Source organism: Kitasatospora sp. NPDC058243 (genome assembly GCF_042882025.1).
Taxonomy (GTDB): Bacteria; Actinomycetota; Actinomycetes; order Streptomycetales; family Streptomycetaceae; genus Kitasatospora.
Genome location: NZ_JBHVWW010000016.1, coordinates 68076 through 89038 on the forward strand (window position 1 = coordinate 68076; position 20963 = coordinate 89038).

General features: G+C 72.4%; 15 protein-coding genes. 7 read left to right on the top strand and 8 right to left on the bottom strand.

All coding sequences use genetic code 11. The features are described 5' to 3' along the window. Window positions 1–4: 4 nt before the first annotated feature. From ACFVX9_RS13885 to ACFVX9_RS13920, 8 genes are read right to left on the bottom strand one after another with little or no spacing between them, the layout of a single operon-like run. Window positions 5–808 (bottom strand): indole-3-glycerol-phosphate synthase, encoded by an 804-nt coding sequence (locus ACFVX9_RS13885; protein ID WP_387981755.1) that lies wholly within the window; start codon window positions 806–808, stop codon window positions 5–7. Continuing rightward, on the bottom strand, window positions 809–1483 hold the full coding sequence (locus ACFVX9_RS13890; protein WP_380423881.1) for an N-(5'-phosphoribosyl)anthranilate isomerase: 675 nt from the start codon (window positions 1481–1483) through the stop codon (window positions 809–811). 6 nt (window positions 1484–1489) lie between these two features. After that, complete coding sequence (locus tag ACFVX9_RS13895) at window positions 1490–2629, bottom strand: acyl-CoA dehydrogenase family protein (RefSeq protein WP_380340068.1); 1140 nt, start codon at window positions 2627–2629, stop codon at window positions 1490–1492. A gap of 12 nt (window positions 2630–2641) precedes the next feature. Beyond that, a complete protein-coding gene (locus tag ACFVX9_RS13900) occupies window positions 2642–3016 on the bottom strand; it encodes an ectoine synthase (RefSeq protein ID WP_063352279.1) in 375 nt (124 codons plus the stop codon). Further along, window positions 2997–3902, bottom strand: a complete 906-nt coding sequence (gene trpA / locus ACFVX9_RS13905; protein ID WP_387981757.1) for a tryptophan synthase subunit alpha — start codon at window positions 3900–3902, stop codon at window positions 2997–2999. The genes ACFVX9_RS13900 and trpA overlap by 20 nt, the downstream gene beginning before the upstream one ends. Next, on the bottom strand, window positions 3899–4945 hold the full coding sequence (locus tag ACFVX9_RS13910) for an anthranilate phosphoribosyltransferase (RefSeq protein WP_387981759.1): 1047 nt from the start codon (window positions 4943–4945) through the stop codon (window positions 3899–3901). The genes trpA and ACFVX9_RS13910 overlap by 4 nt, the downstream gene beginning before the upstream one ends. Window positions 4946–4947: 2 nt before the next feature. Next, entirely contained in the window at window positions 4948–5217 is a 270-nt protein-coding gene (locus ACFVX9_RS13915) for an acyl carrier protein (protein ID WP_331744340.1), read from the bottom strand. Continuing rightward, a complete protein-coding gene (locus tag ACFVX9_RS13920) occupies window positions 5214–6731 on the bottom strand; it encodes an AMP-binding protein (protein ID WP_387981761.1) in 1518 nt (505 codons plus the stop codon). Before ACFVX9_RS13920 ends, ACFVX9_RS13915 begins: the two co-directional genes overlap by 4 nt. A gap of 436 nt (window positions 6732–7167) precedes the next feature. Between ACFVX9_RS13920 and ACFVX9_RS13925 the strand changes: the two genes are divergently transcribed. From ACFVX9_RS13925 to ACFVX9_RS13955, 7 genes are all read left to right on the top strand, one after another. Then, window positions 7168–8874 carry a condensation domain-containing protein gene (locus ACFVX9_RS13925; protein WP_387981763.1) on the top strand — a complete coding sequence of 569 codons (1707 nt, stop codon included), beginning with the start codon at window positions 7168–7170 and terminating at the stop codon, window positions 8872–8874. Next, window positions 8871–13139 carry an amino acid adenylation domain-containing protein gene (locus ACFVX9_RS13930; protein WP_387981765.1) on the top strand — a complete coding sequence of 1423 codons (4269 nt, stop codon included), beginning with the start codon at window positions 8871–8873 and terminating at the stop codon, window positions 13137–13139. Before ACFVX9_RS13925 ends, ACFVX9_RS13930 begins: the two co-directional genes overlap by 4 nt. Continuing rightward, complete coding sequence (locus tag ACFVX9_RS13935; RefSeq protein WP_387981766.1) at window positions 13136–16282, top strand: amino acid adenylation domain-containing protein; 3147 nt, start codon at window positions 13136–13138, stop codon at window positions 16280–16282. The genes ACFVX9_RS13930 and ACFVX9_RS13935 overlap by 4 nt, the downstream gene beginning before the upstream one ends. A gap of 113 nt (window positions 16283–16395) precedes the next feature. Continuing rightward, a complete protein-coding gene (locus ACFVX9_RS13940) occupies window positions 16396–16776 on the top strand; it encodes a nuclear transport factor 2 family protein (protein ID WP_063352271.1) in 381 nt (126 codons plus the stop codon). A 4-nt stretch (window positions 16777–16780) separates the two neighbouring features. After that, window positions 16781–18862 (top strand): amino acid adenylation domain-containing protein, encoded by a 2082-nt coding sequence (locus ACFVX9_RS13945; protein ID WP_387981769.1) that lies wholly within the window; start codon window positions 16781–16783, stop codon window positions 18860–18862. Continuing rightward, window positions 18859–20094: a cytochrome P450 gene (locus ACFVX9_RS13950; protein ID WP_387981771.1), complete on the top strand. Its 1236-nt coding sequence runs from the start codon at window positions 18859–18861 to the stop codon at window positions 20092–20094. The genes ACFVX9_RS13945 and ACFVX9_RS13950 overlap by 4 nt, the downstream gene beginning before the upstream one ends. Window positions 20095–20153: 59 nt before the next feature. Then, the gene (locus tag ACFVX9_RS13955) at window positions 20154–20912 is read left to right on the top strand and encodes a thioesterase II family protein (RefSeq protein WP_387981773.1); all 759 of its coding nucleotides are present in this window, start codon (window positions 20154–20156) and stop codon (window positions 20910–20912) included. Window positions 20913–20963 lie beyond the last annotated feature (51 nt).

Consider the following 20963-nt stretch of genomic DNA (forward strand, 5'->3'; position numbering starts at 1 on the left):
GCTGTTACCTCCAGATGTCGGTGGTCGGGGGGTCCGCCGGGCGGCGGACGGGGGGAGCCGGTTCGCGGCCGGCATCGGGACAGGTGTCGAGACGGGGGTCGAGGCGGGTGCCAGGACGGGCGTCGAGGTGGGCGTCGAGGTCGTCCAGCCATGCCGGCAGGCTGGCGGCGCGCAGGAGGCCCGTTCCGATGAGCACGCCGGCGAAGCCCTCATCGAGCAGGCGGGCGGCGTCGTCGGGGCCGCGGATCGCCCCGGCACTCACCGGGCACCGGGTGCCGCTGCGCAGCACCGCGGGCAGGAGTGAAGAGCTGCGCCCGAGGTCGCCCGCGCCGCGTTCGCGGGTGGCGATGTCCTTGTTGTTCACCGCGACCACGCACTCCTCGGCGCGCGGCACGCGGCCGATCTCCGCCTCGGTGGTGACCTCGACGAAGGGCGTCAGGCCCAGGCTCAGGCCGAGCTCGACCAGGTGGCCCAGGGTGGCGCGCGGCAGCAGCGCGGCGGTGAGCAGGACCGCGGACGCGCCGCTCTCGCGGGCCTGGTGCAGTTGGCTCCGGCGGGTGATGAAGTCCTTCTGGAGCACGGGCAGGTCCGTCGCTGCCACGACCTCGTGCAGCAGGTCCGGGGTGCCGCCGAACCACCGGCCGGTCACCACGGACAGGCAGGGTGCGCCGACGTCCTGGTAGTCGGCGACCAGACGGGCGGCCGACCTGCCACCGAACAGGTCGTGTCCGGCGGCGTCCTGCCGCTTGAGCTCCATGATCACCGGTCGGCGGGCGTCCAGCAGCGCCTCGATGAACGCGGCCGTCATCTAGACCCTCGCTTTCGGATCGTGCCAGCCGCGCCGTACGGCCGTGACCCGGTCGGCGCTCAGCCGTCCGTCGACGTCCCTGGCCGCCGTGTCCACGTCGATGCCCAGGAACAGGGGGTGGTCCAGCACGGCCCGGTAGTCCTCCCGGTTGTCGGCCGAGATGCCGCCGGCCAGCAGGAAGGGCCGCGAGAGGCGGTCCGCGAACTCGATGACGGCCCCGCAGTCCGCCGGTTGCCCGGTACTGCCGATCCGGCCGTCCCCGGCCACCGCGTCCAGCAGGAAGAGGTCCGTTCCGGCCCGCTCGTACGCCGCGATCAGGGACCGCTCCGCGCGGGTGTCCGCACCGAGGTGCAGCACCTTGACCACGGTGAGGTCCGTGGTGCCCTTCAGGGCGCGGACCAGGCCCGGCGGCTGGTAGCCGTGCAGTTGGACCCACCGGACCCGGGCCGCGGCCGTCGCCGCGCGCAGCGTCCCGGCGTCTTTGAGGAAGGTCACGAGGACCGGATGCATTCGCTCCGTTCGGTGCACGGCGTCAGCGAGGGACGTCAGTTGACTGAGCGTCAGGTCTGCACGGCCTCCTGGGACGCCGTGCCACAGGCCGACGAAGTCGGCTCCGGCACTGTCGAGCGATGCCACGTCCTCGGCCGAGGTGGCTCCGCAGATCTTGACCAGCATCAGGTGTCACAACCCCAACATGGCGGCGATGCGGTTGCGTTGGATCTCCGACGTGCCCGAGTAGATCGGGCCGGCGACCGCGTCGCGCACGTCCTTCTCCAGCCCGTACTCGGCCAGGTACCCGCTGCCGCCGAAGATCTGCACGGCGGCCAGTGCGGAGGAGAGGTTGCTCTCGCTGGTGAGGACCTTGCTGACGGCGATGTCCCGCGTGACGTTCTCGCCCTCCGTCAGCCGGACGGCCGTGTCGTAGAGCCACTTCCGCGCGGTGTCCAGGCCGATGCTCATGTCCACGAGCTTGTGGGAGACCGACTGGTACGAGCCGATCGGATTGCCGAACTGGACGCGCTCCTTGGCGTATTCGACGCAGCGGTCGAGCCGGTACCGCATCTGCCCGGTGTTGATGACGAAGGAGCAGAGGATCTCCCACTTCATCACGTGGTCCAGGACCAGGAACCCGGATCCGACCCGGCCGATCACGGCGGATGCGGGGATCCGGCAGTCGTCGAAGTGCAGTTCGCTCAGTGGTGCCGTCCGCAGCCCCATGGTGGCGACGGGCGGCCCGACGACGAGCCCCGGGGTGTCCCGCTCCACGACGAAGGCGGTGATGCTGAGCGGGCCGGCCTTCGGGTGGGTGCGCGCGTAGACCACGAACACGTCGGCCACGGGGCCGTTGGTGATGAAGGCCTTGCCGCCCCGCAGCACGAAGCCGTCGCCCTCGCGGGTGGCCGTGGTCCTCATCGCCAGCGCGTCGGAGCCGCTCTCGGTCTCGCTGATCGCGTGCGCCCCGATCGTCTCTCCCGAGCAGATCCCCGGCAGGTGGCGCGCCTTGAGCTCCGGCGAGCCGAACCGCTGCAGCGGGACTCCGACGCTGACCAGGTGGGTGGCGACCGAGAAGTTCAGTCCGCCGTCACGGCACCCGGTGCCGAGTTGTTCGAGCACGTGCATGGTGGTGAGCAGGTCCTGGCCCAGCCCGCCCCACTGCTCGTCGAACGGCAGGCCGAGGATTCCGGACCTCTGGATCAGCTTCCACTTGTCCCACGGGAAGGCGCCTTCCGCGTCCCCTTCGAGATGGCCCGAGCTGAGCTCCTCGCACCACTGGGCGATCCCCTCGCCCAGAGCGATCTGGTCGGCGTTCCACCTGATCATCTGTCAGTCCTGTTAGTACTCGGAGAAATCGGCTGAGTCCAGGTTGTGGCGTTCGTCGCCGCGCAACGCGGGCGAGAACACGCACACCAGGCGGAGGTCCGCGTCCTGGTCCGCGATCAGGAAGTGGGCGTCGTGCAGGTCGAGCGCGTACAGCGTGCCCGGTTCGATCGAGTGGGACGTGCCGTCGGCGTTCACCACCTGGCCCGTTCCCTCGATGCAGTAGCAGGCCTCCAGGTGGCGGCGGTACTCCAGCCGCGACCTGGTGCCGGCGCGGACGGTGGTGTCCGTCATCGTGTAGCCCAGGCCGTCGGATTCGAGAAGGAACCTGCGGCTGAGCCCGTTGCCCCAGTCCACGGTGGTCACCTCGTCAAGGCGTCGGACGATCATCGGGTGTGCCTCCTGGCGGCTTGTTGAATGAGTGGCTTGCTGAATCAGGGGTTTGCTGAATGAGTGGCTTGTCGAGTGAGCGGCTTGCTGAATACGGCGAAACGGTCTGTACGAAGGTGTGGAGCTCCTCGACCACGTCGGCCCCTTCGGCGAGGGCGTGCTCGATCCGGGCGACCCCGGCGCTGCCCACGACCGCGGCGTCGGCGCCGAGGCCGTGCAGCAGGTCGATGTCCGCCCTGGAGCGGACGCCGAATCCGACGGCGATCGGTACGGCGGTCGTCCTGCGCAGTGCGGCCAGCGCGGCGGCCAGCTCCTGGCGGTCGGCCGTGAGCGTGCCGCCGCTGCGGCCGTAGTGGGCCACCAGGTACAGGTACGCGGTGGCGCTCTCGGCGGCCGCGGCCGCGGCCTTGACCTCGGCCGTTGACGCGGCGTAGCAGGTGGCGACCACGGGCAGCCCCGCCTCCTGCACCGCTTCGAGGTAGCCGGCCCGTAGCCGCGGTGGCAGGCCGTGGACCAGCAGCCCGTCGACGCCCGAGTCGGCGACCCGCCGGACGAAGCCGGGCACGGCCGGGCCTCTGACCGTGTGGCTCCAGTCGGCCAGCAGTGCCACCCGCAGGTGGCGCAGCCGGGGCAGGATCCCGCTGAGGAGTCCGAGCACCTCGTCGAGTCCGACGCCGTCGGCCAGGGCCCGCTGCGCCGATCGGCGGATGACCGGCCCGTCGGTGACCGAGTCGGGGAAGGGCACCGCCAGCTCCAGGCAGTCCACGCGGCAGTCGTCGAGCATCCGCATGACGTCGGCCAGGACGGGCAGCGGGGGGTCTCCGGCGTTGAGGAACATCGCCAGGCCGGGCTGGTCCGGTGGCCGGCGCGCGAAGAACCCGCTCACCGCGCACGCGCCGTAGGTATTGCGCGGCGCGCCGGGTGCGCGCGCAAGCGGTCGACGAGGTCGCGGGCGGCGCCGCTGCGGAGGGCGTCGTCGGCCGCCCTGATCGCCTCCGGCCACCCGTCGATCAGCCCGCTCGCGACGGCCAGGGCGGCGGCGTTCAGGCAGACGGTCCGCGTTGCGAGAGCCGTCCCGGCTCCGGAGAGCACGGCGAGGAAGTGGTCGACCACGTCCTCTCCCGCTCCGGTCGGCCGTAGTTCGGCGATCGGGTCGGTGCTGCTTGCGGCAGCCTCGGCCCGCAGCCGGATCGCGTCGGTGCCGTCATTGGTGAGGACGACGTTGTCGACGGAGCTGACGAGCTCGTCGACTCCCAGCTCGTTGGAGCACAGCCAGATCCTCCGGTCGGCGACGGTGGCGGCGACCCGGCCCAGAGCCGGCAGCAGCGAATGGTCCGAGACGCCGACGAGCTGGGCGGAGACCGGCACCGCGGCCAGGAAGGGGCCGACGGAGTTGATGAATCCGCCGATCATCCGCAGGTCCATCGGCACGATGCTCCGGGCCAGCAGCGCCACCTCCCGCGGGTAGACGAAGTTCCCGGGGAAGGCGATGCCGAAGCGTTCCAGCAGGTCGTCGGTCTGCTCGTACGAGGTGGTCGTTCGGATGCCGAGGCGGTCGAGCAGGTCGTGGGAGCCGCAGGTGCTCGTGTAGGCGCGGGATCCCGTCTTGACGATGCGCACGCCCAGGGCGGCGGCGACGAACGCCGCCGCGGTGGAGATGTTGAACGTGGCCGGCCCGCCTCCGGTGCCGACGATGTTGGCCGTGCGGTCCAGCCGCGCGGCGACGGCCGGCCGTCGCTCGTCCAGCGAGCGGAGCATGGCGACCAGCGTGTCCCGATCGGGCATCCGGGTGGACAGCGAGGACAGCAGCGCCACCGTCTCGCCGGAGCGGAGGGCGCCGTCGCGCAGCTGGTCCCAGAAGGACCCCCACATCTCCTGATCGACGACGGCGCGGTCCCGGCCGATCAGCGCTCGCAGCACCTCGTGCATGACTAGGGGGCGTCCGTCCGGTGCTGCTGGGCCTGTTCGATGAACCTGCTGATCGAGCCGACGGAGCGGAAGCTGTCCGGGTCGAGGTCGAGGTCGATCTCCTCGACGCGCAGGTCGAAGCAGTCCTCGAGCCAGGCGATCGTCTTGAGCAGGCCGAGGCTGTCGATGACCCCGCCGTCCACGAGGTCGTAGTCGGCGTCCAGTTCGTTCGCGCCGACGTCCGGTAGGAACTCCTCGATGATGAACTGCGTGACTACCGCGGCGTGTTTCACGTGGCCGTTCCTTCGTTTGGCTGGGACGGGGAGGAGGCGAGCTGGAGGGGCGTGCGGTCGATCTTTCCGGTGGACGTCCTGGGCAGCGGGTCGTCCACGATCAGCAGGGTCGAGGGGACGGCGGTGAGCGGAAGCCGTTGTGCGCAGTGCCGGCGCAGCGCCAGCGAGTTCAGCCGGCTGTCCGGGGCGCGGCGGACCACGCCCCGCAGCAGGCGGCCGGCCACCGGGTCGGGCACGGCCACCACGGCCGCCTCGACGACGTCGGGATGGTCGAGCAGCACCTGCTCGACCTCGTGGGTGTTGACCCGCACGCCGCGGACCTTGACCTGGTGGTCGTTGCGGCCTTCCAGGGTGATGCGGCCGTCCCGGTCGCGCCGTACGAGGTCGCCGCTGCGGAAGTAGCGCCGGGCCTGCCCGTCGTGGTGGTGGGTCGCGAACCTGTCCGCGTCCTGCTCCCGGTCCAGGTAGCCGTCGGTCTGGAAGGGCGTCGCGACGTGGAGCTCGCCGGTTCCCGGCCCGGTCAGGATCCCGCCGTCGGCACCGACGATCACCGCGTGGACTCCGGGCAGCGGGCGCCCGATCGGCACCGGGCCGTCCGCCGGCTCGGTGCCGTCGACCTCGTGCAGGAAGCTGTCGTTGGTCTCGGTGCAGCCGTAGACGTTGTGGAGCCGCGCGCCGGTGAACAGCTGCGGGAGTTCGGCCAGGCAGCGGGCGGGCATGCTGTCGCCGGTGAAGACGACGTGCTCGACCGTGTCGAGGCGCCGGCCGCTCCCGGCGGCCGCGTCGACCAGTAGACGGTAGAACATCGGTACCGCCTGGACGAGTTGGACCGCGTGGCGGGACACGAGGTCCAGCAGGTGGCCCGGCTGGGTGGCCCGGGCCGGATCGACCAGGACGACGCGGCCGCCGTACTTGAGCGTGGTCCAGATGTCCAGCAGGCACAGGTCGAAGGTGAGCGGCGCGTAGTTGAGGACCGTCGTTCCCCGGCGGATGCCGAACTGCTCGCCGGCCCAGGTGGTGAAGCGGTCCACCGCCCCCGTGCTCAGCGGCACGATCTTCGGCCGTCCGGTGGAACCGGAGGTGGTGAACATGAAGGAGACGTCGCCGGGCTCCGTACGGCGCGGTGCTGCCGGTTCCGCCGGCTGGTCCGGGGCGCCCGGCCCGGGTCCGGGCGCCTGGTCGCTCTCCGGCGACAGGACGTGCCGGATCCCGGCCTGCTCGACCAGCGCGTGGGGCGTCCTCCCGTCCGGCGTGGGCGCGGGCAGCAGCAGGAAACGCCGCCCTTCCAGCAGGCAGGCGAGCACCAGGGCGATCGTCGAGGGCGACTTGGCGGCCGGGATGCCGACCGGCTCGTCCCCGCCCGGGGCGAGCCGGGCGATCCGGACGCGCTCCCGCTCCGCCCGCTGGTGGAGTTCACGGTAGGTCGTCTCTTCTCCGCGCCATATCAGCGCCGGATCACCGGGGTGGCCGGTGGCGTGCGAGACGAATGAACCCACCAGGCTCTGCTGCTGCATCACGACTTCTCCGAGTTCATGCAACGGGGTGGGTTCATATACAACGGATGAGTTCATGCAACGGGTTCACCGATCTTATTCGGAACAATGAAGGCCCGACAGGAAAGGGGCCCACCCGGTCGCCCCTTGGAGACAGAAGAATTATCACGTGGTGCCCGTCCATGGAAGTGGGGTGCGCGATCCGCATCATGACCGCACGTCAGAGAGGGTGCCGGGCCGGCCGCGCCGATGCTAACCGTCGAGCGTGTTCGATCTACATAAGGATTCCGGCGGACTGGCGTAAATATTGTCTTGATGCCTGCAACCCTGTTCTCGATCTTGCGGAGTGAGACGGGAGCGACCTAGTATCCGCCGTACTGTTCGCCAAGTCGCGAATCGGCGAGGGGATTTCCGGGGCGCTGAAGCGTTCCCGATCGCCGTGAAAGGTGCATCCGTCATGCCTGGTCCCGATCGGCGCGCGCACGCTCCGACCCCGTTGTCCTTCGCCCAGCAACGGCTGTGGTTCCTCGACCGGCTGCGGCCGGGCCGGCCGGACCACAACGTCCCGACCGCGGTACGCCTGCGCGGCCGGCTGGACGAGGGGGCGCTCACCCGGGCGCTGACCGAAGTCGTGCGGCGCCACGAGGTGTTGCGCGGCAGGATCGTCGACACCGAGGACGGCCCGCGCCACGTCGCGGAGCCGGTCGAGACCTTCGTGCCGACGATCACCGATCTGACGCACACCCCGGCGGAGCAGGCCTGGCAGCGGGCCCGGGAGCTGGCGGCCGCCGACCTGGCGACCCCGTTCGACCTCGGGACCGCTCCGATGCTGCGGGCCCGACTGATCCGCATCGCCCCCGACGACCACCTGCTGCTCCTGGTGATGCACCACATCGCCTGTGACGGCTGGTCGTTGTCGGTGCTGTGGCAGGAGTTCTCCGCCGGATACGGAGCCGCCGTCGACGGCCGGCCGATCGCCCTGGCGGACCTGCCCGTCCAGTACGCCGATTTCGCCGACTGGCAACGGAGCCACCAGGCCGGAACGGCGATGCTGGACCAACTCGCCTACTGGCGCGAGCACTTGGCGGACCTGAGCCCGTCGCTGCTCCCGACGGACCGAACCCGCCCCGCGGTGTGGTCAGGCCGGGGCGACCAGGTCGAGATCGAGATCCCGGCGGAACTCGCCGAGCGAATACGCGCACTGGGGCGCACCCACGAGGTGACGCCGTTCATGACGCTGCTGGCCGCCTTCCAGGTCCTGCTCGCGCGCTGCACGGGACAGGCCGACGTGACGGTCGGGACGCCGATCTCCGGGCGGACCCGGATCGAGGTGGAGCCGCTGGTCGGCTTCTTCGTCAACACGCTCGTCCTGCGCACCGACCTGTCCGGCGACCCCGGCTTCACCGACGTGCTCGCCCGGGTGCGGCGGGGCGCGGTGGAGGCCTACGCCCACCAGGACGTCCCCTTCGAACGGCTGGTCCAGGAGCTGCGGCCCGAACGCGACCTCGGCCAACACCCGCTGTTCACGGTCATGTTCCAGCTGGAGGATCCGCCCGCGCTCCCGTCCGGCCTCCCGGGGCTTGAGGTGAGTGACCATCAAATGCCGAATGACGTGGCGAAGTTCGACATCGAGGTCTCCATGACGGACGGCGGCGATCGCTTCACCGGCGTCATCCGCTACGCCGCCGACCTCTTCGACCGTGACACGGTGCGGCAACTCTCCGAGGGTTACAGGGCCCTGCTCGACCAGCTCGTCGACAGCCCCGAACGGCCGATATCGGCGTGGGAGACCCCTCCCGGCCTCCGGGTGAGCCGCCCCGCTCCCGCCACACCTGGGAGCGGGACCGGGCCCGAGCCCGCCACCGAGTCCGGGCCCGCCACCGAGACCGAGCTCCTCGTGCTGGAGACCTGGGCCGAGGTGCTCGGTGTCACCCCGGACGGCGTGGACAGCGACTTCTTCGAGCTGGGCGGCCATTCGCTCCTCGCCTCGAAGGTCATGTCCCGACTCGGCCGGGCACTCGACCTCGAACTGCCCGTCGCCCTGCTCTTCTACCACCCGACCGTCGCCGAACTCGCCGACGGCATCGACGCGGCGTTGCTGGCGGACCTCGGCGCCGCCGCCGAAGCGGAACCGCTTCCCGCCGGAGAGGCCCGTCACCCGTGAAGGCACAGCACAGTCGCCCCGAGCCCGGCCAGCCGACCGGTTCCACGTCCGGAGCCGCCCCGTCGGCCGGCCCCACACCGGCCACCACGCCGGCCACCACACGGGCCCTGCTCGACCAGCGCGTCCGCGCGGCCCGGAGCAGGGCCGCCGAGGGCGAGCCGGAGGCCGCGATCCCGCCCCGCCCGGCGGGTGCGCAGGTGACGTCGTTCACCCAGGAACGCATGTGGCTGATCGAGCGGCTGTCCACCGGCCCCGCGATGTACAACGTCCACGAGGTCTTCCGGCTGCACGGCCCGCTGGACGTGGCCGCCCTCGGCCACAGCCTCGCCGAGCTGGTGCGGCGCCACGAAGTCCTGCGCACCGCCTTCCCCGAGCGGGACGGGCGCCCCAGCCCCTCGGTCGAGCCGGCCCGGCCGTTCGACCTGCCCGTCACGGACCTCCGGGCCGAACCCGCGGAACGCCGGACGCGGCTGGCCCGCGATCTCGTCCAGTCCGAGATCCTGCGCCCGTTCGACCTGGCCACCGCCCCGCTGCTGCGCGCATCACTGCTGCGGGTCGACGAGGACGAGCACGTCCTGGTGGTGGTCGTCCACCACATCGCCGTCGACGGCTGGTCGATGCCGCTGCTGTGGGACGACCTGTCGGCGATGTACCGGAGCCGGCTGGAAGGCCGCGAGCACGAGCTGCCCCCCTTGCGGATCCAGTACGCGGACTTTGCCCACTGGCAGCGGGCCCGGCTCTCCGGCGAACGCCTGCGGAGCCAACTGGACTACTGGAGCGCTCAGTTGTCCGGGCTCTCGCCGCTGGACCTGCCCACTGACCGCCCGCGCGGACCGGTCCGCGCGGGCCGGGGCGAGCGGATCACCTTCACGGTGCCCGAGGAACTGGCGGGCCGGTTGCGGCTGCTGGGCCGGCGGCACGGCGCGACGATGTTCATGACGCTGCTCGCCGCGTTCCAGGCCCTGCTCGCCCGCTACAGCGGGCAGTCCGACGTGGCGGTCGGCACACCCGTCGCGGGCCGGACGCGTCCGGAACTCGACCCGCTGGTGGGCTCGTTCATCAACACCGTGGTCGTCCGCACCGACCTCGCGGACGACCCGAGCTTCGCCGAGCTGCTCGACCGGGTCCGCCGGACCGCCGTGGACGCCTACGCGCACCAGGACCTGCCGTTCGAACGGCTGGTGCAGGAGCTGCGGCCGGCCCGCGGTCTCGACCGCAACCCGCTGTTCCAGGTGATGTTCGCCGGCCTGTCCGACCCGGCCGCCGCCCTCCGGCTGATGGGGACGGATGTCGAACAGATCGAGGTCGACAACGGCACGGCCAAGGTCGACCTCAGCCTGGTGATAGCCGACCGGCCGACGGGCACGACGGGCACGACGACCACGACGGGCACGACCGGCGCGACCGGGACAGCCGGGACCACCGGGACCGTGGCCTTCGACACCGACCTGTTCGACCGCGCGAGCGTGGAACGCTTGGTCGGCCACTACCTGCGGCTGCTGGACGCCGCGGCCGGCGACCCCGACCGTCCCGTCTCGCGCCTGGACCTGCTCACCGAGGCCGAGCGCGAAGCGCTGCTGGTGGCCGCCAACGCCACCGACGAACCCTTCCCCGCGGACCTCTGCGTTCACGAACTGGTCGAGGAGCAGGCCCGGCGGACCCCCGACGCGGTGGCGGTCCGCTGCGGCGCCCAGCGACTGACCTACCGGGAACTCGACCGCCGGGCCAACCAGTTGGCGCGGCACCTGCGAGCCCGGGGAGCACGGCCGGAACGCCTGGTCGGCGTCTGCCTGCCGCGCTCGGCGGACCTGGTCGTGGCCCTGCTGGCAGTCCTCAAGTCGGGCGCCGCCTACCTGCCACTGGACCCGGACCTCCCGGCACAGCGCATGTCGTTCATGCTCGCCGACGCCGAAGTGCCGCTGCTGCTCACCCAGCGCTCCCTGACCGACCGGCTGCCGCAACACGGCGCCGCGACGGTGTGGACGGACGACGAGGCCGGGCTCATCGCGGCCCTGCCCGAGGACCGGCTGCCGCCGCTCGCGACGCCCGCCAACCTGGCGTACTCGATCTACACCTCCGGTTCGACCGGCCGCCCCAAGGCCGTGCTGGTCCCGCACGAGGGCGTGGTCAACTACCTGGTGGTCCGCGGCCGACAGCTGGACCTCGGCGGGGACGACGTCGTCGCCTCGGTGGCCTCGATCTCCTTCGACGTCATCGTCCCCCAGGTGCTCATGCCCCTGGCCTGGGGCGCGAGCGTGGTGATCGCCCCGTCGGAGGTCGCGGTGGACGGCCCGCGCCTGACGGAGATGATGCGCGAGTTCGGCGTCACCACGCTCATGGCCACACCGGCCACCTGGCTCCTGCTGCTGGACGGCGGCTGGCAGGGCGGCCGGTTCCAGGCGATCTGCGTGGGCGAACCGCTCCAGCCCGCCCTGGCCCGGCGGCTCCTCGACCGGGTCTCCACGCTGTGGAACGGCTACGGTCCCACCGAGGCGTCCGTCGGCTGTGTCACCCGGCGCGTGGACGCCGACCGGGATCTGGCCCGGCCGGGAGGGTCCGTGCCGATCGGCCGGCCGCTCGGCAACCTCCGGATCTACCTGCTGGACCCGGCGGGCGCCCCGGTGCCCGTCGGCGTACCGGGTGAGATCCACATCGGCGGGGCCGGCGTCACCCGCGGGTACGCCAACCGGCCGGGGCTGACCGCCGAGCGCTTCGTGCCCGATCCGTTCGGTGCCGACGGCGGCCGGCTGTACCGGACCGGCGACCTGGCGCGGTACCTGCCGGACGGCAGCCTGGTCTTCCTCGGCCGCACCGACGAGCAGGTGAAGATCCGGGGATACCGCATCGAGCTGGGTGAGATCGAGGCCGCGCTGTGCGCGCAGCCCGGTGTCGCCAGGGCCACGGTGACGGTGCGGGGCACCGGGACGGACGCCGAACTGGCCGGCTACCTGGTGTGGCAGGACGGGCCCGGTGACCTGGCGGTCCTGCGGCGCTCCCTGCGCGAGACCCTGCCCGAGTTCATGGTGCCCACGACGCTGACCGCACTCGACCGGATCCCGTTGACCACGAACGGCAAGGTGGACCGCGGGGCCCTGCCCGAGCCCGCCCGCCACGGCCACGACGCGGGTGCGCTACCGCCGCGGGACCTGCTGGAACTCCTGATGACCAGGATCTGGGAGCGCGTGCTGGGCACCCCGCGGGTCGGCGTCCGGGACGACTTCTTCGCGCTGGGCGGGCATTCGCTCAGGGCGGTCGAGCTCGTGGAGGCGATCCGGCGGGAGTGGGGGGTCACCGTGCCGCTGAACACGGTGTTCCGCCATCCCACCGTCGAGGGTCTGTGCGCGGAACTGCCCAACGCCTCGCAGGCCCTGCGCCGGCTCGTGGTCCCGCTGGCCGAAGGAGACCACCGCAGGGCGCCGCTGATCCTGGTGCACCCGCAGAGCGGCGACGTGTGCTCCTTCCTCCACCTGGCCGAGCACCTCGCCGAGAACCTGGCCGAGGGCCTCGCCGAACCGCTCGCCGGCGGCCGGCCCGTCTACGGCCTGGAGGCCGTCGGCTACAACACCGACGAGCCGCCACTGGCCACCGTCGAGGAGCAGGCGCAGCGCTACCTGCGGGAGCTGCGGTCCGTCCTGCCCGACGGCCCGTACCTGCTGGCCGGCTGGTCCTTCGGCGGGCTGGTCGCCTTCGAGATGGCCCGCCTGCTGGAGGAGGAGGGGAACCCCCCGGGATTCCTCGGGATCATCGACGTCGGAGCGCCCGCGCTCACCGACGCGTCCACCAGCGGAGCCACCGAGTCCGACCACGGGCCCACCGACGGGCCCGACGGCCATGACGCGCACGGGACGGCCCGGTTCGCGCTCGCCGCCGGGCTGCCCACCGGAGCCGTCGGAGACCTCGACGAGCTCGACGAGCAGGACGCCCTGTCCCTGCTGCTCCACGACGCGCACGCCGGCGAGCGCCTCCCCCTGCGCGTGCGCACCGACCAACTGCGGCGCATGGTAAGGGTCTTCACCACCAACGGCGACGCCGCCCGACGCTACCGCTCAACCGCACGGCTGCGGACACCGATCCACCTGTTCACGAGCGCCGAGGAGCACCCCGTGCTCGCCGCCCCGGTCGTGGTCCCCGCCCGGTGGCGCGACCGCACCCTGGGGGCGTTGAGCGTGGTCGAGGTGCCCGGCAACCACCACGACATGCTGTCGCCGCCGCACGTCGCACCCTTCGCCGACGCCCTGTCGGCCGTCCTGGAGGAGCTCGGATGAGCGACGGACACGAGCTGCCGTTGTCGTCGGCGCAGTCCGGCATCTGGTTCGCCCACCACCTGCGCCCCGGCAGCCCCGTCTACAACACCGGCGAGTACGTGGACATCCCCGGGCCGATCGACCCGGAGCTGTTCGAGACGGCCGTGCGGCGCGTGGTGGACGAGACCGAGTCCCTGCGTGTTCGCCTCACCGACGGTGCCGAGGGCCCCCGGCAGGTCGTCACCCCGGCGCCCGACTGGTCGATGGACCACGTCGACCTCACCTCGGCACCGGATCCGCTGCGGGCGGCCGAGCGCTGGATGCGCGCCGACCTGTCCACACCGCTCGGGCTCACCAGGGACCGGCTGTTCCGCCAGGCCCTGTTCGCCGTCGGGCCGGACCGCTTCCTCTGGTACCAGCGCGTCCACCACATCGTGGTCGACGGCTTCAGCATGTCGCTCATCGCGCGCCGCGTCGCCAAGACCTACACCGGACTGGTCGAGGGCAGGGAGGGGGCAGGACCGGCCTTCGGGCCGTTGAGCCTCCTGCTGGCGCACGACGCCGCCTACCACGCGTCGGAACAGCCCGAACAGGACCGGAAGTTCTGGGCGGCCCGGTTGGCCGGCCGGCCTGATCCCGTCAGCCTCGCCAGCCGCTCGGCGGCCGCCTCGGACGGCTTCCTGCGCCGTACCAGCGCCCTCGACGCGCCCACCGTGGCCGCGCTGCGGCGGGCCGCACGACCCGCCGGGGCGAGCTGGCCCAGCGCCTTCACCGCAACGGTCGCCGCGTACCTCCACCGCCTCAGCGGCGAACGGGACATCGTGCTCAGCATGCCGGTGACCGGGCGCACCGGCTCCTCCGGGCCGGCCGTCCCCGGCATGGTGGCGAACGTGGTGCCGCTGCGGTTGCGCGTGCACCCGGAACAGGGCCTGTCCGCGCTCGCGCGACAGGTGGCCGAGGAGGTCGCCGCCCTGCGCGGGCACCAGCGCCACCGCAGCGAGGACCTGCGCAGGGAGCTGGATCCGGCCAGGTCGGAGCGGGTCCTGTTCGGGCCCCTCGTCAACATCATGTCCTTCTACTACCACCTGGACTTCGCGGGCGTCCGGGCCACCGTGCACAACCTGTCCAACGGGCCGGTCGAGGACCTCTCGTTCTCCGTCTACGACCGCTCCGACGGCGCCGAGCCCCGGCTCGACGTCGACGCGAATCCCGCGCTCTACTCCGAGGCCGAACTCGCCGCCCACCAGCAGCGCTTCCTCCGGTTCCTGGACGCGGTGGCCGCCGACCCGGACCGGCCGATCGGCCGGCCCGACCTCCTCACCCCCGAGGAACGGCAGCGGACCGTCGTGGCCGTCAACCGCACCACGCAGCCGCTGCCGCACCCGACCGTGCCGCTGGCCTTCGCGGCCGAGGCCGCGCGCACGCCCGATGCGCCCGCCGTGGTGTGCGGGGAAACCACCCTGTCCTACGCGGAGTTGAACGACCGGGCCAACCGGCTGGCCCATCGGCTCATCGCCCTGGGCGTCCGCTGCGACAGCACGGTGGCGGTGCTCATGGAACGCTCCGTCGACGTGGTGGTGTCGGTCCTGGCGGTCAGCAAGGCCGGCGGCGCCTACGTGCCGCTGGACACCCGGGCCCCGACGGCCCGCCTGCGCCGCGTCCTGGACGACACCGGGGCGGCGGTGCTGCTCACCCACCGGGCCACCCGGGACGACGCACCGTCCCACGGCACAGCGGTCGTGGTCGTCGACGCCGACCCCGGCCTCGCCGACGAGCCGGCCACCGACCCCGTCGTGCCGCTGCGCCCGGACCACCTGGCGTGCGTCCTGTACACCTCGGGGTCCACGGGCACGCCGAAGGGCGTGGCCCTGACCCACCGCAACGTCATCAGCCTGACCGCGCAACGCTATTGGCGCGAAGAGGGCGGCCCGCGGGTCCTCGCACACTCCCCGCACGCCTTCGACGCCTCGACCTACGAGTGGTGGGTGCCGCTGCTCAACGGGGGCCGGGTCGTCGTGGCCCCGCCCGGCGAGCTGGCGCTCTCGGACCTCCACCGGCTCATCGTCGATCACCGGGTCGGTGCGCTGTGGCTGACGGCCGGGCTGTTCCGGGTGTTCGCCGAGGAGTCCCCCAGCACGCTGGCCGGGGTCGGCCAGGTGTGGACCGGCGGTGACATCGTGCCGGCCGATGCCGTCCGGCGCGTCCTGGCACGGTGTCCGGACTCCGTGGTGGTCGCCGGGTACGGCCCGACCGAGGCCACCACGTTCACCACGCGCAGGGTGCTGCGCCCCGGCGAGCCCGTGCCCGACGTCGTCCCGCTCGGCCGACCGGTGGACAACAGGCGGGTGTACGTCCTGGACGAGGCGCTGTCGCCGGTGCCGCCCGGGGTGGCCGGCGTGCTGTACGTCGCCGGTGCGGGCGTGGCGCGCGGATACCTGAACGACCCCCGCCGCACGGCCGGCCAGTTCCTGCCGTGCCCGTTCGGCGACCCGGGCGAGCGGATGTACCGCACGGGCGACGTGGTCCGCTGGAACGCCGAGGGGGAACTCGAGTTCCTCGGCCGCGCGGACGAGCAGGTCAAGCTCCACGGCTTCCGCATCGAGCTGGGCGAGATCGAGGCGGTGCTGGCCGGGCACCCCGACGTCGCCCAGGCGACCGTGGTCGCCGGCCCGGGTACCTCGCCCGGCAGGCGTCTGATCGGCTACGTCGTCCCGGCCGGGGACTCGGGGCTCGACCCGGCGGCAGTGCGGGAGCACGCCTGCGCGGCGCTGCCGGACTACATGGTGCCCTCGGCGATCGTCACGCTCGACGCCTTCCCCCTGACGCCCAGGGGCAAGATCGACCGGGCCGCGCTGCCCGTCCCGGAGCTCGCACCGGCACCGTCCGGGCCCGGGCCGCGAACCCCGGCGGAGCAGACGATGTGCGCGCTGTTCGCCGAGGTGCTCGGCCGGCCCGCGGTGGGCGTCGACGACGGTTTCTTCGCGCTGGGCGGCAACTCCCTGCTCGCGACCCGGCTGGTCAACCGGGTGCGGGTGAGGTTCGGCCGTGAACTCACCCTCGGCGCCCTGTTCCAGGCACCCACGCCGGCGCGCCTGGTCGAGGCGCTCAAGGACGCCCCGGACGCCGCGGCCGTACCGGCTCTCTCACCACGTACACGACTCTGACCGCGATCAAGCGGTCAAGCGATCACAGGAAGCACCTCGGCATGGTCCACACCCTCTCCCATCCCGACGAAACGCCGGCACCACCGGCAACACCCGCGACACCGGAGACCCCGATGGCCCCGGAAACCCTGACGGCCCCGGCGCTGGGAGTGTCCCAGGTCCGCCGGTACTACCAGCTCGTCGACGCCGGGGACGTGCCCGCGCTGGTCGCCCTGTTCACCCCGGACGCCCGCTACCACCGCCCCGGCTACCAACCCATGGTCGGGCACGCCGAACTGGAACGCTTCTACCGCGACCAGCGGGTGATCCGCGCCGGCGTGCACACCCTGGCCACCGTGGTCACGACCGACGACGAGGTGGCGGTGCACGGCCTGTTCCGCGGCGTGCTGCACGACGGCGGTGAGGTCGAGCTGCGGTTCGCGGACTTCTTCCGGATGACGCCGCAGGGCCGCATCGCTGCGCGCGACACCTTCTTCCACGTGCCGGCGGTCTGAGGCGGTGGACGCACCCGGTGACACCGCGCACCACGTGCTGCGCGTCGGCCACCGCGACGGCGATGGCCACGGCGACGGGCACAGCGACGGCGACGGCCCACGCGGTCGCGCGTTCAACCCCGACGGGGACACTTCAGTACAGGAAAGCGGGAAGCAGTTGACCAAGACGGTCCTCACCTCCGACATCCCGGCGTTCGTCGGCAGCGGACGGCCACCGTTCGACACACGGGCCATCCACGAGCTGGTCGCCGAACAGGCGGAGCGGGCCCCGCACGCGCCCGCCGTCACCTGCGACGGAAGGACCCTGACCTACCGGCAGCTCAACGACCGCGCCAACCGGCTCGCCGGGCGGCTGCGAGCGGCCGGACTGGGGCAGGAGGACGTCGTGGGCGTGCTGGTGCCGCGATCGCCTGAGCTGATCGTGGCCCTGCTCGCCGTCCTCATCTCGGGCGGGGCGTACCTCGGACTCGAACCGGACGACCCGGCCGGCCGCCACGCGCTGCTGCTCAAGGACGCCGGCGCGGGCATGGTGATCGTCGGAGAGGCCCTGGGGGAGCAGCTGCCCGACACCGTCGTCACGGTGACGGTCACGGTGACGGAAGGCGGCCCAGCGCAGGAGCCGGCCACCGGGCCGGCGGCTGCGGCCCGCCCCGGCGACCCGGACCGGCTCGCCTACGTCAGCTACACCTCGGGCTCCACCGGCGAGCCCAAGGGTGTCGGCGTGCCCCACCGGGCGATCGACCGGCTCGTCCGGGGCGCGGACTGGGTGGACGTCCGCGCCGAGGACGTCTTCTTCCACCTCGCGCCGGTCGCGTTCGACGCGTCCACGTTCGAGATCTGGGCCCCCCTCGTCAACGGCTGCCGACTGGTCCTCTTCCCCCCGGTCGCCCTCACGCTGGAGCACGTGGCGCGCGTCGTCCGCGCCGAGCGTGTGACGGTCCTGCTGCTGACCACCGGGCTCTTCCACCAGATGGTGAGCTCCCACCTGGAGGCGTTCGCCGACGTGCGGCACGTCCTCACCGGGGGCGACGTGGCCTCGCCGGGCCACGTCCAGCACCTGCTGGCCCGCTACCCGGAGCTGCTCTTCACCAACGGCTACGGGCCGACCGAGAACACCACGTACACGACCTGCTGGACCAGCAGCACCCTCCCGGAGCTGCGCAGCGTGCCGATCGGCCGCCCGATCAGCGGCACCAGGGTCGCCGTGCTCGACGACGACCTCAGGCCGGTGCCCGCCGGCGAGTGCGGCGAACTGTACGTGGCCGGGGCGGGCCTGGCCCGCGGCTACCTGGGCCGCCCGGCCGCAACGGCCGAACGGTTCCTGCCCGACCCGTTCGGGACCGAGCCGGGGGCCCGGATGTACCGGACCGGCGACCTCGTGCGATGGCTGCCCGACGGCACGCTGGAGTTCGTCGGTCGCGCGGACGACCAGGTCAAGGTCCAGGGCTACCGCGCCGAACCGCGCGCCGTCGAGGTCGAGTTGGAACGGCTCGCCGAGGTGCGGCACGCGGTCGTGCTGCCGCAGGCCGATCCGGCGGGCGGCACCCGGCTCCTGGCCTACGTCGTGCCCGCGCAGCCCGATCCGGCGGGCAACGCCGACCTCGGTCGGCGGCTGCGCCACGAACTGCGGGACAGGCTGCCGGGCTACCTGATCCCCTGGGCGATCCTCGTCCGTCCCGAACTGCCGGTGAACCGCAACGGCAAGATCGACCGCCGCGCCCTGCCCACCGCCACCCGGGTACCGCGCAACGTGGCCAACGAGTTCGTCCCGCCGGTCACCGAGGTGCAGATACGGCTGACCGAGTTGTGGGGCGACATCCTCGGCATCGAACCGGTCGGCGTCGACGACGACTTCTTCGACCTCGGCGGGCACTCCCTGCTGGCCACCGACCTCCTGGTCGCCACCCAGCGCGAGTTCGACGTGGACCTCCCCGCGCAGATCCTGTACCTGTCGCCGACCGTCGCCGAGCTGGCGACGGCCCTCACCGCCCGGATGCGGACGGCGGGCCCGGACGGCCTTGCGGAGAGCCCGGACAGCCCGACGGCGGTCCCGGCCGACGGTGCACGGCAGGAGCAGGCCCGATGACGGCGGTTCCCCCGACCCCGCGATGCCCGGTCCTCGCCCCGCAGCCGGTCGACCTGATCGACCCCGACCTCTACCACTCGGGCGGGGCGCACGAGGTGTGGCGACGGCTGCGCCGCCACACCCCGGTGAGCTGGCAGCCGGTCGGCGACATCGGCTACTGGTCGGTCGTCGGCTACGCCGAGGCCAACCGGGTGCTCCGCGACCACGACACGTTCACCTCCGAACAGGGCACCCTGCTCAACCTCCTCGGCCAGGGCGACCCCGCCGGCGGCCGGCAGATGGCCGTCACCGACCCGCCCCGGCACGCGCACCTGCGCGGCCCGCTGCAGCAGGCGCTGTCGATCAAGACGGTGGAGAACGACCGGGAGGCCATCCGCCGGGTCATCGTCGAGCTGCTCCGGCCGTTGGCCGACGGCGGCCCGTTCGACTTCGCCGCCGCCATGGCGACCCTGCCGATGGCGGTGATCGGCACCATGATGGCGCTGCCGGAACAGGACTGGCCGCGGCTGGTCCGGCTCGCCCACGCCTGCATCGCCGCGGACGACCCCGAGTTCCAGCTCGCCGCCGGACCGCAGGCCACCCTCGTGACCGCCCACCGCGAACTGTTCGCCTACTTCCAGGACATCGTCACCGCGCGTCGGCGCGCACCGGGTGACGACCTGATCAGCGTGCTGCTCACGATGGAACTGGACGGACGCCGGCTGTCGCCGGGCGAGATCGTGTCCAACTGCTACAGCCTGCTGCTCGGTGCGACCGTCACCACCGCCCAGCCACCGGTCGCGGCGATGGTCGAACTGGCCGGGACGCCGGTCCTGGACGACTGGGCGGCACACCCGGAGCTGCTCGGCAGCGGCGTGGAGGAGGCACTGCGATGGGCCTCGCCCACCCAGCACTTCATGCGCCACGCCACCCGCGACGTCGAGGTCCGGGGCGTGCCGATCCCCGCGGGGGACGCGGTCGTCGTGTGGCTGGGGTCGGCCAACCGCGACGAGACCGTGTTCGCCGACCCGGACACCTTCGACATCCGGCGGCGACCCAACAAGCACATCGCGTTCGGCGTCGGCGCGCACTACTGCATCGGACACACCGTCGCCCGGGTGGCCCTGCGGATCCTGTTCGCCGAACTGCTCGGCCGGTTCACCGGCTTCGAACTCGCCGGGGCACCTCGCCGCATGCGCTCGAACATCATCGCGGGCTTCACCCACCTGCCGATCACCGCGCGGACCCGCTAGGGCGTGTCTTCAAACCCCCGCAGCCGCACCCGAGAAGAAACCCACCCGGAAGGTCATCAGTGAACGCTCCGCCGGCCCGTACCCGCAACAAGTGGTTCCTGCGCGAGCCGTCGCCGGTGGCACCGGCACGGCTGTTCTGCCTGCCCTACTCCGGCTGCGGAGCGAGCATGTACCGCCAGTGGCCGTCATCGGTCAACGGCGTCGAGGTCTGCCCCGTGCAACTGCCCGGCCGGGAGAACCGGATGCGCGAGCCCGCCCACACCACCTACGAGGCGCTGGCCGACGACCTCTGCGAGGCGCTGCGCCCCTACCTGGACCGTCCCTACGCGCTGTTCGGGCACTGCGGCTCCGCGTTGGCGGCGTACGAGACCGCCGTACGGCTGGTCGAAAGGGGCTGCCCCGCCCCGACCCGGGTGTTCGTCTCCGCCGAGGTCGCGCCGCAGGACGGCCCTTACGGCCGCTTCCTCGGCATGGACGACGACGAGCTGGCCGGCGAACTGCGCCAGCTCGTCGCGGAACTGGGCGGCACCCTGGAACCGAGCCTGCTCGCGCTCTACCTCGGCGTCCTGCGGAAGGACGTCGACATGAACAAGCGCTACCACGTGGCCGAGCCGGTCCGGCTGCCGTCCCCGATCACCGCCATCGGCTGGACGGAGGACACGGGCATCGAGCCGTCACTGATGACCGGCTGGTCGGCCTGCGGCGAAACGACCTTCGAACTCCTGGAGGGAGGCCACTACCGCTTCATCGAGGCGCCGACGGACCTCCTGGCGCTCCTGGTCGCGGACCTGACGCCCACCCGGTCCGGCGCCCCCTGACACCTGCACCTCGGACGAGCCGGCCAGCAGCGTCGATGCGCAACGGGCCCG